14 protein-coding genes and 1 pseudogene are annotated in these 14,718 nt (G+C 57.2%); 11 read left to right on the top strand and 4 right to left on the bottom strand.

All coding sequences use genetic code 11. From position 1 onward, the window contains the following. Positions 1-120: pseudogene (locus DXT96_RS26430) on the top strand (transcriptional regulator TraR); the annotation flags it as partial. A gap of 34 nt (positions 121-154) precedes the next feature. Here DXT96_RS26430 and DXT96_RS26425 read toward each other — a convergent pair. Then, on the bottom strand, positions 155-1,150 hold the full coding sequence (locus DXT96_RS26425; protein WP_234903552.1) for a sugar-binding transcriptional regulator: 996 nt from the start codon (positions 1,148-1,150) through the stop codon (positions 155-157). Between the two features lie 23 nt (positions 1,151-1,173). Continuing rightward, the gene (locus DXT96_RS26420; protein WP_153517147.1) at positions 1,174-1,821 is read right to left on the bottom strand and encodes a histidine phosphatase family protein; all 648 of its coding nucleotides are present in this window, start codon (positions 1,819-1,821) and stop codon (positions 1,174-1,176) included. 216 nt (positions 1,822-2,037) lie between these two features. Here DXT96_RS26420 and DXT96_RS26415 point away from each other — a divergent pair, with 216 nt between their 5' ends. Genes DXT96_RS26415 through DXT96_RS26390 form a run of 6 tightly spaced genes read left to right on the top strand, consistent with a single transcriptional unit; the run spans position 2,038 to position 8,092 of the window. Next, on the top strand, positions 2,038-3,678 hold the full coding sequence (locus tag DXT96_RS26415; protein ID WP_234903553.1) for an ABC transporter substrate-binding protein: 1,641 nt from the start codon (positions 2,038-2,040) through the stop codon (positions 3,676-3,678). Further along, entirely contained in the window at positions 3,678-4,706 is a 1,029-nt protein-coding gene (locus DXT96_RS26410) for an ABC transporter ATP-binding protein (RefSeq protein ID WP_071208349.1), read from the top strand. The genes DXT96_RS26415 and DXT96_RS26410 overlap by 1 nt, the downstream gene beginning before the upstream one ends. Next, on the top strand, positions 4,703-5,542 hold the full coding sequence (locus DXT96_RS26405; RefSeq protein WP_153517145.1) for an ATP-binding cassette domain-containing protein: 840 nt from the start codon (positions 4,703-4,705) through the stop codon (positions 5,540-5,542). Before DXT96_RS26410 ends, DXT96_RS26405 begins: the two co-directional genes overlap by 4 nt. Next, a complete protein-coding gene (locus tag DXT96_RS26400; protein ID WP_153517144.1) occupies positions 5,539-6,264 on the top strand; it encodes a glycerophosphodiester phosphodiesterase in 726 nt (241 codons plus the stop codon). Before DXT96_RS26405 ends, DXT96_RS26400 begins: the two co-directional genes overlap by 4 nt. 2 nt (positions 6,265-6,266) lie before the next feature. Next, positions 6,267-7,199, top strand: a complete 933-nt coding sequence (locus tag DXT96_RS26395) for an ABC transporter permease (RefSeq protein WP_153517143.1) — start codon at positions 6,267-6,269, stop codon at positions 7,197-7,199. Beyond that, the gene (locus tag DXT96_RS26390) at positions 7,196-8,092 is read left to right on the top strand and encodes an ABC transporter permease (protein ID WP_174113506.1); all 897 of its coding nucleotides are present in this window, start codon (positions 7,196-7,198) and stop codon (positions 8,090-8,092) included. The genes DXT96_RS26395 and DXT96_RS26390 overlap by 4 nt, the downstream gene beginning before the upstream one ends. Positions 8,093-8,180: 88 nt before the next feature. Here the strand turns inward: DXT96_RS26390 and DXT96_RS26385 are convergent, their stop codons facing one another. Both DXT96_RS26385 and DXT96_RS26380 read right to left on the bottom strand, forming a co-directional pair. Beyond that, the gene (locus DXT96_RS26385) at positions 8,181-8,738 is read right to left on the bottom strand and encodes an adenylate kinase (RefSeq protein WP_137006644.1); all 558 of its coding nucleotides are present in this window, start codon (positions 8,736-8,738) and stop codon (positions 8,181-8,183) included. A gap of 122 nt (positions 8,739-8,860) precedes the next feature. Continuing rightward, the gene (locus DXT96_RS26380; protein WP_153517141.1) at positions 8,861-9,013 is read right to left on the bottom strand and encodes a hypothetical protein; all 153 of its coding nucleotides are present in this window, start codon (positions 9,011-9,013) and stop codon (positions 8,861-8,863) included. 159 nt (positions 9,014-9,172) lie between these two features. On the opposite strand from DXT96_RS26380, the gene DXT96_RS26375 reads away from it, so the two are divergent. The 4 genes from DXT96_RS26375 to DXT96_RS26360 all read left to right on the top strand — a co-directional run bounded on the left by DXT96_RS26375 (position 9,173) and on the right by DXT96_RS26360 (position 14,712). Next, positions 9,173-9,946 (top strand): DeoR/GlpR family DNA-binding transcription regulator, encoded by a 774-nt coding sequence (locus tag DXT96_RS26375; protein WP_172694587.1) that lies wholly within the window; start codon positions 9,173-9,175, stop codon positions 9,944-9,946. Positions 9,947-10,146: 200 nt separating this feature from the next. Continuing rightward, positions 10,147-11,700 (top strand): ABC transporter substrate-binding protein, encoded by a 1,554-nt coding sequence (locus tag DXT96_RS26370; RefSeq protein WP_153517140.1) that lies wholly within the window; start codon positions 10,147-10,149, stop codon positions 11,698-11,700. Between the two features lie 486 nt (positions 11,701-12,186). Beyond that, the gene (locus tag DXT96_RS26365; protein ID WP_012654935.1) at positions 12,187-12,960 is read left to right on the top strand and encodes a DeoR/GlpR family DNA-binding transcription regulator; all 774 of its coding nucleotides are present in this window, start codon (positions 12,187-12,189) and stop codon (positions 12,958-12,960) included. Between the two features lie 192 nt (positions 12,961-13,152). Further along, positions 13,153-14,712 carry an ABC transporter substrate-binding protein gene (locus DXT96_RS26360; RefSeq protein WP_153517150.1) on the top strand — a complete coding sequence of 520 codons (1,560 nt, stop codon included), beginning with the start codon at positions 13,153-13,155 and terminating at the stop codon, positions 14,710-14,712. The last annotated feature ends 6 nt before the right edge of the window (positions 14,713-14,718 follow it).

Below are 14,718 nucleotides of genomic sequence, written 5' to 3'. Positions count from 1 at the left end.
GACGTGGAAGGAGTCAAGTACAACAGTGTCCGCGTCAAGCTTCGCGAGGCCATGAAGCGCTTCGACGTCCGCAGCAAGGCTCATCTCACCGCGCTCGCGATCAGAAGAAAACTGATCTGAACGAATAGCGGTCGAGCATTCAATTTGGTGCCAGCTAGAAATCGCTGGAGACCAATCGTCTGGCGGCAGCTTCGTCCGTGATGAGCACGTCGGCATATCCAGCTCGAAGAACGGCCGCCAGGGCCTGTGCCTTCCCGATCCCACCTCCGCAAAGAACAACTTCTGGCACGTCCTTGAGGCGGTCCAACGGCAGGCCGATCACTCGATCGTTAAGGGCGTGATCGACGAGCGTCCCATCCTTGTTGATGAACCAGCCGACAAACGAACCTACAGCCCCGGCTTTTACGAGCGAATCCATCTCTTCTTCCTGCAAGAGATCATAGGCGCGAATCACACCATCTTCGGTCAGTCGGCCCACTCCGATGATAGCAATATCCACTGCCGCAGCTCGTCGCATGATCTCCTGAACAAGTGACTGCGCTAGAAACTCATCCCGCGCCTTCTTGGACTCGGCGTAGGTTGGCGCCGGCATATAGTAGCATTCCGCTTGATAGATCTGCGCGAGCTGATGAGCGACTTCGTAGGGGCGCATTGCCGCCTTCACAGTCAGTCCGCCAATCATCGAAACAATAGAGAGGCCCGGTATTGCCCGCGCTTCCAGTGCAGACAGGGCGGCATGGAAAGTCCGCCCCGAGATAATTCCCAAACTCATCTGATCGGAGAGACGAGCATTAAGGTATTGGCCGATGCCAGCTCCGACCGCCTCAGGAGTCGAATCGGACCGAACAGGAGCCGGAACCACGACCGCTTTGCGAAGGTCAAATTTTGCAACAAGCTCTTTTTCCAGCAGCGGGCTGCTAACGTATGGCGACCTGATGCTAACCTGGACAATGCCATCCTGACGTGCCCGGGCGAGAAGGCGGTTTACCTTTAGCCGGTGCATGCCGAGTTCGCTGGCAACTTCTTGCTGGGTCAGGCCCTCAACATGATAAAGCCAGGCCACGCGCGCCAGCAATTGCTCGCGCCCCCCGGCGAACGACTCGGGAGGCTCCCAATTATCCTCATTCGGCTCGTCTTTTGTCCGCCTCATCCGTCTGTTCCTTGCCCTGAAGCTCATGCGTTCAAAGGGATTGCGATAGTTTCGATATCAATCAACCGTTGGCAAGACCACCTTCCATCGGAAAGCCTGAACAGCAACGGCGTTGCATTCTCGTATAGCGACTGTCCGAGCGTCAGTCCAAGAGCTGCGGCCAGAACGCGTAGATTGCCCCCGTGAGCACATATGAGGGTCGTGGAATTGAGCACCGCGGCCTCGACTCCGTCGAGTGTTCGGTTTGCGAACACAGCGCTTGTCTCGACACTTCGGTCCCCCGAGAGCCAGGCAAGATCAGTTTTGATCTTTCCCTGAAGAGCGCCAAAGCTCCGCTCACGCAGCCGGGCGTCGACCAACGGGGCGCTAATACCAATTTCCCTCGCTGCAATTTTTGCTGTCTCAAGGGCTCGGGACAGGTCGCTTGATACGATCCTGGTCACGCCGGAACGCTTGAGGAGCACGCCGGCATGTGTTGCCTGCTCGCGTCCCACCTGATCCAGCGCAACATCGAGCTGACCTTGGATGATGCCCTTGACGTTCGAGTTGGTTCGACCGTGGCGCAAAAACAAAAAGCTTTGCGCGTTCACGGAAAACGCAGCGCGCTGGATAAGGGCATCTTTCAGCTCGCTCTCGATAGTCAATGCCCAATCGGCGCCAGTGTGTGTCATGGAATACCCCTAGTATGTTGCCGATGAGGCGAAAGCACGCAGATCACTGCTTACGCGAACCGGAATCCGTCGCCGGATATGACAAATTTGTAACAACCGGAATTGAACATCTGAAAAACAATTTGTCAAAAGTTTATTTTTGTTGTTAGAACTAACGATAGAGCTGACGCACTTGGGAAGAGCCCAAAGACCAGCGCACCATTTGGGAGGATGGAAATGCCACAGACACACACTGAGCTTGCCAGGCCATGGTCGGGCAGCCGGCGACGCGCGCCCCAAGGAGACAAGCTTTACGCCCAGGAGATATTCTTCCGTATCTCTCGCACCGCGCTCGCCGCCTGCCTCATTTCTGTTGCGTCCGGCTTTCCTACCCTCGCGCAAGACCGTCCGGATCTGTCCGTGGCAGTCGCAGCTCTGCCACCCACGCTTGAACCGGCCGACCAGCTAGGGAATGTGAGCGTGCGGATCACCTACTCGATGTTCGATACACTGATCCGCCGCGACTTTCTGTCCTCACCGAACGGCGACGGAGCCAAACTGGTGCCGTCGCTGGCTCAAAGCTGGAGGCGGATCGACGACCGGACGCTGGAAATCACGTTGCGCCCCGAGGTCAAGTTCCACAACGGCGAGGTCATGACCGCTGACGACGTCGCCTTCACCTTCTCGCCCGAACGGCTAAGCGGGGCGAATGCCGTGATGAAGCAAGGTCCGGCCTACTTTGGCATTCTCGAAGAAGTTGAGGTGATCGATCCACTGACTGTACGCTTCACCACGAAAAACCCCGACCCAGTCCTGGAACAGCGGCTGGCCTCCTGGGCAGCCTGGATTGTCAACAAGAAGGATTGGTTGGAACATGCCAATGGCAAGTTCCCGAGATTTCCGGTCGGGACCGGTCCATTCAAACTTTCAGAATACAAGCAAGATCAGTCGGTCAAGCTCGTCGCCTTTGACGACTATTTCGGCGGCAGACCTACAGCCGCTTCGGTGACTTTCAGTAACGTGCCGGAGCAGGCCACACGTATCGCCGGCCTGGTCAGCGGCGAGTTCGATATAGCCACGAACATTGCACCGGATCAGATTGACCAGATCAACAGCTACCCTGATGTCGAAGCACGCAGCGTTGTCCTTGGTAACGTTCACACGCTCGTCTACAATACACAGAACCCGATCATCAAAGACAAGCGCGTTCGTCAGGCGATGAACCTTGCGATCGATCGGCAGCTTTTGGTGGAGGCTCTCTGGAACAGCAAAGCCGTCGTGCCGAAAAGCCATCAGTTTCCTGAATACGGAGCTTTGTACGACGAAAATCGCGCGGGTCTCGTCTATGACCCAGAAAAGGCAAAACGGCTGCTAAAGGAGGTGGGGTACAAGGGTGAAGTGATCCACTACGCGACACATGCCGCCTATTATCTGAATGCAGTACCGGCCGCACAGGCCATCATGGAAATGTGGAAGGCAGTTGGCATCAACGGCCAACTCAATATCGTTGAAAACGTTGACCAGGTCTCGGGTGACGCGCGCGGCGTCATCACGAACTCGAACACGATCCGTTATCCGGATCCCGCCGGCGGCCTCTGGAACCTTTGGGGTCCCTACAACAAAATCCAGATGACCAAAGACTGGCAGCCGACCGAATTTAATGAGCTCGGAGAAAAACTCGACCGGACGACGGATATCGCTCAACGCCGCGAAGTCTTCCAGAAGATGCTGGATGTATGGGAAGACGAAGCGCCTGGAACGATCCTGTATCAACCGCTCGAAACCTATGGCGTCAACAAGTCAGTCGAGTGGAAGCCCTATACGTCCTATTACATGGACCTTCGCCCTTATAATCTTTCGTTTGGGGCCAAGCGTTAATGACGGCCCTCCTCACCGACACCCACCCCGCGGTTTCTGATCGGAGGAGAAACGGTGCCATCCCCCAGGCCGAGGCCACACTTTCAGTGGAAGGCCTGACAGTCGGGATTAGCCACCTGGATCTCGTCATCGATGTTTCACTCGAGGTCCGGGCTGGCGAGACACTTTGCCTCGTTGGGGAAAGTGGCTGTGGCAAGAGCTTGACCTGTCTTGCGGCCATGGGGCTGACGTCCGAGCCGTTGGTAGTCAAAGGCGGCAGAATCTCTTTCCTCGGACAGGACCTCACAACACTCAGTGAGAACCGGCTTGCCGATATCCGCGGCCGCGATATGGCAATGATCTTTCAGGATGCAACGGCTGCCCTCAATCCGGTACGCCGCGTTGGCACGCAGATTGCCGAAGTGCTGGTCGTGCACCGCGACCTCAGTTGGAGAGAGGCAGAGCGGCGCGCGGTTGAACTCATTGCCTCAGTAGGCATCTCCGAACCGGACACGCGTGCGAAAGCCTTTCCGCACCAGCTTTCCGGTGGCATGTGTCAACGCATCATGATCGCCATGGCGCTCGCTTGTCGGCCGAAGCTATTGATCGCCGACGAAGCGACGACCGCCCTCGATGTTACGACGCAGGCACAGATCCTCCGGCTAATGCGAGAACTACAGGCCGAGACCGGCGCCGCAATGATTTTCGTCACCCACGATCTCGGTGTTGTCGCCGAAATCGCCGACCGGGTGGCGGTGATGTATTCAGGGCGAGTTGTCGAAACCGCAACAGTCAACGAACTGTTCGAAAACCCGTTGCATCCCTACACACGCGGCCTGATGGCATGCCGCCTGCACGCGGCAACACCGAGCCACGGCCGCATCGCCGCGATCGAGGGCACTGTTCCGAGTCCGGCAAGAAGGCCGCAGGGCTGCAGTTTCCAGCCGCGCTGTTCGTTCGCAAAGGACGTTTGCCGCTCATTGCCGGCGCTCTTGCCTGTTGTCGGCGATCACCGGGCAGCGTGTCATTTCGCAGGAGACTTTGCATGAGTGGCGAAGGCAGGCTCGTCCTGCAGGATATCGTCAAGTTCTATGGCTCCGGGGGCCATCTCTTCGGAGGCAAAGCAGTTGTGAGCGCAGTCGGCGGAGTCAGCATGACGCTAGAGCCCGGAGAGACGCTCGGCATCGTTGGAGAAAGCGGGAGCGGCAAGTCGACGCTCGGGCGCATCGCCGCCGGCATAGAAGCGCCCACCTCCGGCACAGTTACCCTGGAAGGGAAGTGCTATGCCCGGATCGGCTCTGCCGCCTGGCGGCGGGAACGATGCGGCGTGCAGATGGTGTTCCAGAACCCGTCCAAGGCGCTCGATCCGCGCATGACGATCGGTGCCCAGATCGACGAAGCCATGCAGGCGCATGGAATCACGAACGTGAACCGCATAGCGCGTCGCGAAGAGATGTTGTCACTGGTCGGCCTGCCCGGCATGGGTGACCGTTACTCTCACCAGCTTTCCGGCGGTCAGCAACAGCGCGCCGTCATTGCCCGTGCGCTCGTCCTCGATCCCAAGGTCGTCGTCTGCGACGAGGCGGTCAGCGCTCTCGATGTTTCCGTCCAGGCGCAGATCATCAATCTTCTGAACGACCTCAAGGCGAAGTTCGGGATGGGCTACCTGTTCATTTCCCACGACCTTGGCGTCGTTCGGCATATCAGCGATCGCATCGCGGTCATGCGGAGGGGCGTGGTCGTCGAGACCGGTCCGGCGGCCGAAATCTTCGCCAACCCGCAGCACGAATATACGCGCTCGCTGCTGGCGGCAGTTCCGGCGGCGATGCCCGGCGAACGCCGCCCTAGAGAACACACATCGAAAAAACAAAGGACGCTATCATGACAACGCCATCCATCATCGCCCACCGCGGATATTCGGCTCTCTACCGCGAAAACTCGCCTGCAGCCTGGGCCGGAGCTATCGAGGCAAACGCCGATCATATCGAGGTGGACGTCCGGATAACCAGGGACGGCCAGATCGTTTGCTCTCATGATAACGATCTGAATCGTCTGACTGGCCGTGGCGACACTGTTTCAGGCTCGACAGATCTGGAACTGGCGAAAATAGAGGTTGATGGGTCTCCAGCGGTACCATCGCTCCGGTTGCTGTTTCAGACCGTACCCAGGAATCAATCTATCCTGTTGGACGTCAAGGATGAACAACCCAGGTCGCTCGACATCCTGCTGACCGCGCTGGCGCAAGAGCCTGGCCGCGAACTTGTTCTTGCCTTGCACGATCCAGCCACCGTCCGATGTGCGCGCGACGCCGGTTGGTCCCGCAAAATCCTCGGATTGGTCACGAGCGCTGACGAGGAGGCGTTTTTCAACGCGGGCGGCGACATCGTTCGCATATGGGAATGGGATACGGCCGAAGGTCGCATTGCATCGCATGTCAGTCGCGGCCGCCCCGTGTGGATCTCCACGGGGGACGGCAGCACAGGCCGACGCACGGGAGAATACAATTCCGACGAGTTGCTGCGTATGTTCCGTGAAGGCGCTACCGGATTTTCGGTCAACGACCCGGTTTCGGCTAGACAAGTCTTTCGTGACGCCGCCGGGGAGTAGCAATGGCTCAATTTATCCTCATCAAGCTGTCACGGGCCTTCCTTACCCTGCTCCTCGCAGTTACCTTCGTGTTCGTCGTCCTGCGGATGTCGGGCGATCCGGTTTCGATGATGCTACCGGACGACACCCCGCCGGAGATCGTCGCAGAATATCGAGCAGCATGGGGTCTCGATAGATCACTGCCAGAGCAATATGTCCGGTTCATCTGGTCCGCCTTACATGGCGATCTCGGGTATTCTTTTCGCGACGATCGACCGGCTGTGACGGTTGTTGTCGAACGGGTACCGATGACGTTGCTGCTCGGTCTTTCCAGTTTCGCTATTACCGTTGTTGTCGGACTGCTCGCGGGTATTGCGGCGGCTTTGAAGCGCGGCACCAGCGTCGACCATGTCGTTATGGCCTTTTCGATCTTCGGGCACAGCATACCGAACTTCTTCCTCGCCATCCTGATGATCATGCTCTTTTCGATGTCGTGGCGCTTGCTGCCGAGTTCGGGCGGAACAACATGGTGGCATCTCGTCTTACCGGCGGTGACCCTCGGAATCATCAATGCCGGCACGGTAGCCCGTTTTACCCGTTCCTCGATGCTTGAGGTCTTGCACCAGCCCTATATGCGTACCGCCCGCGCCAAGGGGCTGAGATTGACCCGGCGAATAATGTCGCATGCGATCCCCAATGCTGCGATCCCGATCGTGACCGTTCTCGGTCTGCGTCTCGGCGGGTTGATCGCCGGTTCGGTCGTAATCGAAACCGTTTACGCGTGGCCAGGTATCGGGCTGATGCTCGTCAATGCGGTGAGCCAGCGCGACCTGCCGGTGGTCCAGACGATTGTATTGCTCGTGGCGTTCACAATGGTCGTCACCAACTTCATCGTCGACATCACGTATGGTTGGCTCGATCCCCGTATCGAGAATCGCAGAAGCAAGGAGGCATGATGAGCATCGAACAATCCGGCCCCGCTGCCCGCTCACGTTGGCTTAGCCTTGGAAGCATTCATCGCCTGCCTTTCCTGATCATGCTCTGCATCGCCTGGCTGATCCTCGTGCTGGTTGTCGCGCTCGGCGCTGATTATCTGGCACCCTTCGCCTATACTGAACAGAGTCTCCTCAACCGTCTGAAGCCGCCGGCATTCCTCGGCGGCGATCCAAAGTATCTGCTTGGTACGGACGGCCTCGGTCGTGACGTTTTAAGCCGATTGATTTACGCAATGCGGATGAGCGTGCTGATTGCCATCGTCGGTTCGATGATCGGCGCGACCGTCGGCACTCTACTCGGTTTTCTGGCGGCACATTTTCGCGGATTGATTGAAGACATCATCATGGTCTTCGTTGATTTCCAGGCGAGCATGCCGTTCTTCATCATCGCACTCGCGGTGCTCGCGTTCTTCGGCAACAATTTCGAGCTTTTCCTTGTCGTTGTCGGTCTCTACGGCTGGGAAGTCTACGCTCGACTAACGCGCAGCCTCGTGCTGCAGGCAAAGGGCCAAGGCTATGCCTTTGCGATCGGTACGCTCGGTGTTCACCCGTTCCGCATCTACGCCCGGCACATCCTGCCCAATATTCTTCCCGTTTTGATCGTGCAGGTGACGTTGAATTTTCCCGAACTGATCCTTGTTGAAACGGCACTTTCCTTTCTCGGCCTTGGCATTCAGCCACCCCAAACGAGCCTTGGCCTAATGCTCGGTGAGGGGCGAAATTATCTCGCGACGGCATGGTGGACCGGCATTCCAGCTGGCATCGTCATCTTCCTGACGACGCTATCGATCAGCCTGGTGGGAGACTGGTTGCGCGACAAACTGGATCCAACGCTTCAATTGTCGGGTTCATAGCTCTCAGCACACCACGTTGCCCAAGATGACTGGGCATCCGAAAATCAACTACGGGCTGGTCGAATGACTTCAAGCGGCGCTATCAGACTTAGAACGATCGGCTGTTGGTGCCTGTGTCCTGACGTGATCTTTTATCGGCAGCTAATTCAATCGCAGCAACAAACGACGATAGGCGGGACGGCGACGAGAAGCGGAAAACACGGCCAGGAAAGCCTGCCATTCGCGCCAAGTCCCTCTCCCTTTGGTCGTTCCGGTAATTGATGACGAAGCGTAGGAATGACCAATCGAAGCGTTCGGGGCATCCCGGCGCAAGTTCATCATCCCGATTGCGGCCCAAGCCGCCTATGGTTCTGCGGATCACCCTGCACAGACACAGCCAGGTTGGATAATCCAGATGGATCAGCGTATCTGCCGATGCCAGCCGTTGCTCAAGTGTACCGCTATAGTTGCCATCCATGATCCACGCGGGCCGCGAGACCAAGCCCTCGATTGTCTTTTGCCACGTCGCGCTGTCCGGCCGTTGCCAACCCGGTAGCCAATAGAGCTTATCAAGGTGTACGAGAGGAAGGCCCGTGACCTTGGCCAGTTGCTTCGCGAGCGTGGACTTTCCGGCACCGGGGCAGCCAACAATCAGAACGCGTTTCATTTTCTGCCTTTCATTAATGACCGAGACAGCTTGACAGTAACAGCCCCTCAAATCTCTCCATTGAGATAACCGTAATTGGACTGGGGTGTTGCACGGGAATAGTCGGCGGTGGCAATTATGAATCATATCACGCTCCCGTCCGGCTGTCGGTTTGGAAGCGATGGTGACATGAAATGATACCGCTGGATAAACGAGGCGCTGAAAACCTGGGTGACGTTACTGGATTGGCAGAGATCAAAGGCCACGGCAATGCCAAATTGATCGATCTCGCTCATTTTGCATTCCGCTCGCGTCACAATGGATGTCGATCCGATGAAACCTTACCAATCCGTGGTACACGGCTTCAGCTTTATCGTCATACGGCTGTCATTTGGCGAAGATAGGTATCGCTCGTAAATGATCGATGAGCATCATTAGAAGGATAGGAAGCGCCCTTGCTGACACAGGCCGAAGACCGCCAGGCGAAGATCATGGACATGGTACGAGCGCAAAATTTCGTCGCCATCCGCACCCTGATGGACCGGTTCGATATCTCCGTCGCAACCGTTCGTCGCGACCTGGGAGAACTCGAAGGCGCCGGACTTTTGCGCAGGACGCATGGTGGCGCGGTCAGTATCAATCAGGTCGCGCTGGATGCGGGGAACGCAGCCCGGCTCGTGTGGAAGCACGCAGAGAAGGTCACAATCGCTGCTGCCGTGGCTGGAATGGTGGTCGACGGCGACACAGTGCTCCTTGATTCCGGCACGACGGCGCTGGAAGTGGCGCGTGCGTTGGTCGGACGCAACAACCTCACCTTCATTTCAAACGGCCTCGACATCGTGGCGGAATTGACCCGTGTCGAGGGGCAGACCTTATATTCGGTCGGTGGGGAATATTTTGAGGCGAACCGCTCGTTTGGTGGCCCGTTAGCCGAGCAGTTCATTCGCCAGTTCAACGTCGACAAGCTCATCCTCAATGCCGCGTCCATCGATGTGGATCGCGGACTGGTCTGCACCTCGACGCCGGTCAACGCGAGTATCGCCCGTGCCATGATCGAAGTTTCTCGCCGGGTGATCGTCGTGGCGGACCACTCCAAGTTTACAAAGTCCAGCATGTCGGTCACCGCAAAGATCGAGGACATCGGCGTCATCGTGACCGACGCCGGTGCTCAGTCCATCATCGAAGCGGCTCCGGAAAAACTGCGGAAGAAGTTCGTCATCGCGAGCTGACGTCCCGCACCAGGACGACACACAGAAATATCCAGCTGAAACGGCTCGGAGCAATCCGAGCACGGTGTTGCTCGCTCAAATTTCCCCGTCGCAGATCTGTGCATGAGGGAAGACACCGCCGTACCGGCGGTTGTGGTTGGTGAAACAAGATCATTCGCGGGTACGGCAAGACCAGCCCGCTTTCTCAAGGAGTGGCTTCAATGAAGAGAAGAACCTTTATCGGTACGGCTGCTGCGATTGCCGTATCGCTTTCCAGTGGAATCGCTTTCGCTCAGACGCGTCCGGACTTGCGCATTGCGGTTCAAAAGAACCCCGAAACGCAAGAACCGGTGGATACCGCATCGAACGTTGCTTTCCGCAACAATCCCTCGATCCACGAGACCCTGTTGAAACTCGACCTCAACGGTGACTACACGGTACAACCTAACCTCGCAATCACTTGGAAATGGGTCGATGACAAGACCCTTGAACTGAAGCTCCGCAAGGACGTCATTTTCCACGATGGCCGCGAGATGACCGCTGACGATGTCGCCTTCTCCTTCGGCCCGGAACGTTTGACCGACACGAAGGCCCCCGGTTATCCATCGTATCTCACGAATTTTAGCAGCCTCGATCATGTCGAGGTTGTCGATCCGGAAACCGTGCGCTTCGTGACAAAGTTCAAGGATCCTATTCTGTTGCAGCGCCTCGCCGCCTATCCGGCGGTTGTCATCAGCAAGGACGCCTGGGTGAAGATGGGCGGCGACTGGGTCAAGTGGAAGCAGAAGCCCGTCGGCGCCGGGCCGTACAAGGTGGTCGAATCTGTCGCGAACGACCATGTCACACTGGCTGCCAACGACCGGTATTTTGGTGGAAAGCCGAACGCAAAGACCGTCACGTTCAAGGTCGTGCCTGAAGTTTCGTCCCGTATCGCCGGCCTTCTCGCGGGCGACTACGACATCGTTACCGATCTCCCCCCGGATCAGCTCGACGTCGTCAACAAATCGGACAACGCCAAGATTTTCGGCGGCCCGGTTCCAAACAACCGTATCCTGTTCTACGACAAGAACAACCCGGCGCTGAAAGATCCGCGGGTCCGTCAGGCGCTCAGCCTCGCCATTGATCGACAGGCGATTGTCGACTCCATCTGGAACGGCAAGACTGTTATGCCAAATGGCTCACAATTCAAGGAATTCGGACCGGTCTACCTGAAGGATCGCCCGAAACCCGAGTACAATCCGGAAAAGGCACTGCAGCTCCTGAAGGACGCTGGCTACAAGGGCGAGCAGATCACGATCCGCTCGCAGAACAACTATTACACGGCGGAAAACCCGGTCAGCGAGGCGATTGTTGCCATGTGGCAGGCCGTCGGCATTAATGCCAAGCTGGAATTTGTCGAAGCCGGCAAGCTGTTCGACAATGCCAATGGCCGTGCAGCCGGTAATTGGTCGAGCACCGCAGTCATTTCGGACCCGTATGTTTCAATCTATGCGCTCTCGTTCGCAAAGACCGCGACGATGGGCACGCAGAAGATCTGGATCAACGATGATTTCGACGCCCTCGGTGCGAAGCTCGAACAGGCCGTCGCTCCAGCCGATCGCGCCAAGATCTTCTCCGACATGCTTGATATCATCGAGTTGAAGGATCCCGGCATCACCGTCCTGCACCAGAACGCCGTCTTCTACGGGATTTCCAACAAGGTGAAGTGGGAACCGAAGCAGAGTTTCGCCATGGACCTTGGCCCCCAGAGCCTCTCCTTCGGAAACACCCGGTAAAGTCTGCGAGCGGACGCTTTTCTCGGCGGCCGCTTTCATGCCTTGCCGTGGCCGGTATTGTGCCGGCCATGGCCACTGCTTTTCAAGGCGAATGGGGAGACCACGCCCAACGGTCAAGCCAGGATCATGCGGGGGCTCAAGAGCAAAATCTGCTCTGTCGACAATGCGAGCCTCCTATCCGCGGTTTCGGGCCCTGTTTCACCTGATTGGCTGACGCGTCGGCGTCAATCCCGGGGTGCTGCCCCGAAGCTTTGGATCTCGGGCAACCTGACGACACAACCACCATCAGCCTGATTTGCCTTTTCCTATGATCGATTTCGCTCAACATACAGCAGGATTTGTGCGATGCAGCACACAATTAATTCAATTCGTCAGCAGATTTACTATGCAAAAGCCAAGAATGCTGTCATATAGCTGTCATCTACGGGAGATAGATATCGCTCACATTTGATCGATAAGCATCACATACGGACGAGGAGGAAACGCGTGCTGACCCAAGCGGAAGATCGCCAAGCGAAAATTGTCGACCTGCTGCGGACGCGTAATTTCGTGGATATTCGTACACTGACGGAGCATCTCGACATCTCGGTCGCGACTGTCCGCCGTGACCTTGGCGAGATGGAAGCGGCCGGATTGGTGCGCCGGACGCACGGCGGCGCCGTCAATATCAACCAAGTCGCGATGGACGCATCCAACGCGGCCCGTGCTGTCTCAAACCAGACCGAGAAGGCGGCCATTGCTGCTGCAGTGGCTGAGATGGTTGTCGATGGCGACACTGTTCTTCTTGATGCGGGCACGACAGCATTGGAAGTCGCCAAGCACCTGGCGGGACGCAACACCCTCACATTCATTTCCAACGGCCTCGACATTGTTGCCGAACTGACGCGTGCCGAAAGGCAGAGCATCTACTCGGTAGGAGGTGAATATTCCGAAGCGAACCGCTCCTTCCGGGGGCCCCTGGCGGAGCAGTTCATTCGCCAGTTCAACGTCGACAAGCTTATCCTTAATGCGGCGTCGATCGACATAGATCGTGGTTTGATCTGCACCTCAACGCCCGTGAACGCGAGTATCGCTCGCGCCATGATCGAGGTTTCCCGGCGTGTCATCGTCGTAGCGGATTATTCGAAGTTCACAAAGTCCAGTCTCTCGGTGGCAGCAAAGATCGAAGACATCGGCGTCATCGTCACCGATGCGGGCGCCAAGTCGATGATCGACACCGCTCCAGAGAAGCTGCGCAAGAAGTTCGTGATTGCAACGTGAGGGTCCACGCGCTCGGTGTGCGTCCATCCTCGAAACAGAGTTCGCTGGGCATTGGTTGCCCGTCTCAGGTCTCTTCTCGCCGGATCAAAGCGTGGGGGAAGTCGCCAACATCGCGTCGGCGACAGGGAGTGAAAGCAAGAAGCACCGGCTTGGTACAGCCCAGCTGACCGGCCTCTTCAGGGAGTGGAGAATATGAAGAGAAGAACATTCATCGGGGCGACGGCACTCGTCATTGCATCGCTGGCGACCGGGGCAGCGATCGCTCAGGAGGACAATCGTCGCGACTTGAGAATAGCAGTTCAGAAAAACCCCGAGACCCAGGAGCCGGTCGACCAGGCATCCAACGCCGCGTTCCGCAATAACCCATCGATCCACGAAACTTTGCTAAAGCTCGACCTGAACGATTACACGGTTCAGCCGAACCTTGCGACCTCGTGGAAATGGATCGACGACACGACCCTGGAAGTAAAGCTTCGCAAGGGCGTCATCTTCCACGACAGCCGTGAAATGACCGCAGACGACGTGGCATTTTCGTTTGGTCCGGAACGCTTGACTGATCCAAAGGCGCCTGGATATCCAACCTACCTGACAAGCTTTAGCAGCCTTGATCATGTCGACGTTGTCGATCCGGAAACAGTTCGCTTCGTAACGAAGTTCAAGGATCCCGTCTTGTTGCAGCGTCTGGCGAACTATTCCGCCGTTGTCATCAGCAAGGATGCCTGGGTGAAGGCCGGCAGCGACTGGGTCAAGTGGAAGCAGAAGCCAATCGGCGCGGGCCCGTACAAGGTCGTTGAGTCTATCGCGAACGATCATGTCACGCTGGCTGCTCACGATCAATATTTCGGTGGTAAGCCCAATGCTAAAACCGTTACTTTCAAAGTGGTGCCGGAGGTCTCGTCGCGCATCGCCGGCCTTCTCGCGGGCGACTATGACATCGTCACCGATCTTCCGCCGGACCAGCTCGACGTTGTAAACAAATCAACTGAGGCGAAGATCGTCGGCGGTCCGGTTCCGAATAATCGCATCCTGTTCTACGACAAGAACAATCCTGTGCTCAAGGATCCGCGCGTTCGCCAGGCGCTAAGCCTGGCCATTGATCGACAGGCAATCGTCGACTCCATCTGGGATGGAAAAACCGTCGTCCCGAATGGCGCGCAGTTCAAGGAATTCGGATCGATTTACCTGAAGAATCGTCCAAAGCCCGAGTACAATCCGGAAAAGGCGCAGCAGCTCCTGAAGGACGCCGGCTATAACGGCGAGCAGATCACGATCCGCTCGCAGAACAACTATTACACGGCAGAAAACCCGGTCAGCGAGGCCATTGTCGCTATGTGGCAGGCCGTGGGTATCAATGCCAAGCTGGAATTTGTCGAAGCCGGCAAATTATTCGAAAACACAAACGCTCGCGCGACGGGCAATTGGTCCAGCACTGCCATCGTTTCGGATCCTTATGTATCCGTGTACGCGCTTTCGTTCGCAAAGACCGCAACGATGGGTACACAAAAGATCTGGGAGAACCCGGAATTCGACGCCCTCGGTGCGAAGCTCGAACAGGCCATCGATCCAGCCGATCGCGCCAAGACCTTCTCCGACATGCTGGACATCATCGAGTTGAAGGATCCCGGCATCACCGTCCTGCACCAGAACGCCGTCTTCTACGGGATTTCCAACAAGGTGAAGTGGGAGCCTAAGCAGACTTTCGCCATGGACCTCGGCGCCCAGAGCCTGTCCTTCGCAAACACCACCAAATGAGGTTGC

Origin of the sequence: Agrobacterium sp. ICMP 6402, from assembly GCF_009498615.1 — a bacterium.
Classification (GTDB): domain Bacteria; phylum Pseudomonadota; class Alphaproteobacteria; order Rhizobiales; family Rhizobiaceae; genus Agrobacterium; species Agrobacterium burrii.
Note: the sequence above shows the minus strand (reverse complement) of the source record. Positions and strands in the feature narration are given on the sequence as shown.

What these genes read in the sequence shown, in the direction of transcription:
- DXT96_RS26410 (WP_071208349.1), top strand. Translation starts at nt 3,678, where the DNA reads ATGACGGCCCTCCTCACCGACACCCACCCCGCGGTTTCTGATCGGAGG.
- DXT96_RS26380 (WP_153517141.1), bottom strand. Translation starts at nt 9,013, where the DNA reads ATGAGCGAGATCGATCAATTTGGCATTGCCGTGGCCTTTGATCTCTGC.
- DXT96_RS26425 (WP_234903552.1), bottom strand. Translation starts at nt 1,150, where the DNA reads ATGAGGCGGACAAAAGACGAGCCGAATGAGGATAATTGGGAGCCTCCC.
- DXT96_RS26420 (WP_153517147.1), bottom strand. Translation starts at nt 1,821, where the DNA reads ATGACACACACTGGCGCCGATTGGGCATTGACTATCGAGAGCGAGCTG.
- DXT96_RS26360 (WP_153517150.1), top strand. Translation starts at nt 13,153, where the DNA reads ATGAAGAGAAGAACATTCATCGGGGCGACGGCACTCGTCATTGCATCG.
- DXT96_RS26370 (WP_153517140.1), top strand. Translation starts at nt 10,147, where the DNA reads ATGAAGAGAAGAACCTTTATCGGTACGGCTGCTGCGATTGCCGTATCG.
- DXT96_RS26385 (WP_137006644.1), bottom strand. Translation starts at nt 8,738, where the DNA reads ATGAAACGCGTTCTGATTGTTGGCTGCCCCGGTGCCGGAAAGTCCACG.
- DXT96_RS26400 (WP_153517144.1), top strand. Translation starts at nt 5,539, where the DNA reads ATGACAACGCCATCCATCATCGCCCACCGCGGATATTCGGCTCTCTAC.
- DXT96_RS26390 (WP_174113506.1), top strand. Translation starts at nt 7,196, where the DNA reads ATGATGAGCATCGAACAATCCGGCCCCGCTGCCCGCTCACGTTGGCTT.
- DXT96_RS26395 (WP_153517143.1), top strand. Translation starts at nt 6,267, where the DNA reads ATGGCTCAATTTATCCTCATCAAGCTGTCACGGGCCTTCCTTACCCTG.
- DXT96_RS26405 (WP_153517145.1), top strand. Translation starts at nt 4,703, where the DNA reads ATGAGTGGCGAAGGCAGGCTCGTCCTGCAGGATATCGTCAAGTTCTAT.
- DXT96_RS26415 (WP_234903553.1), top strand. Translation starts at nt 2,038, where the DNA reads ATGCCACAGACACACACTGAGCTTGCCAGGCCATGGTCGGGCAGCCGG.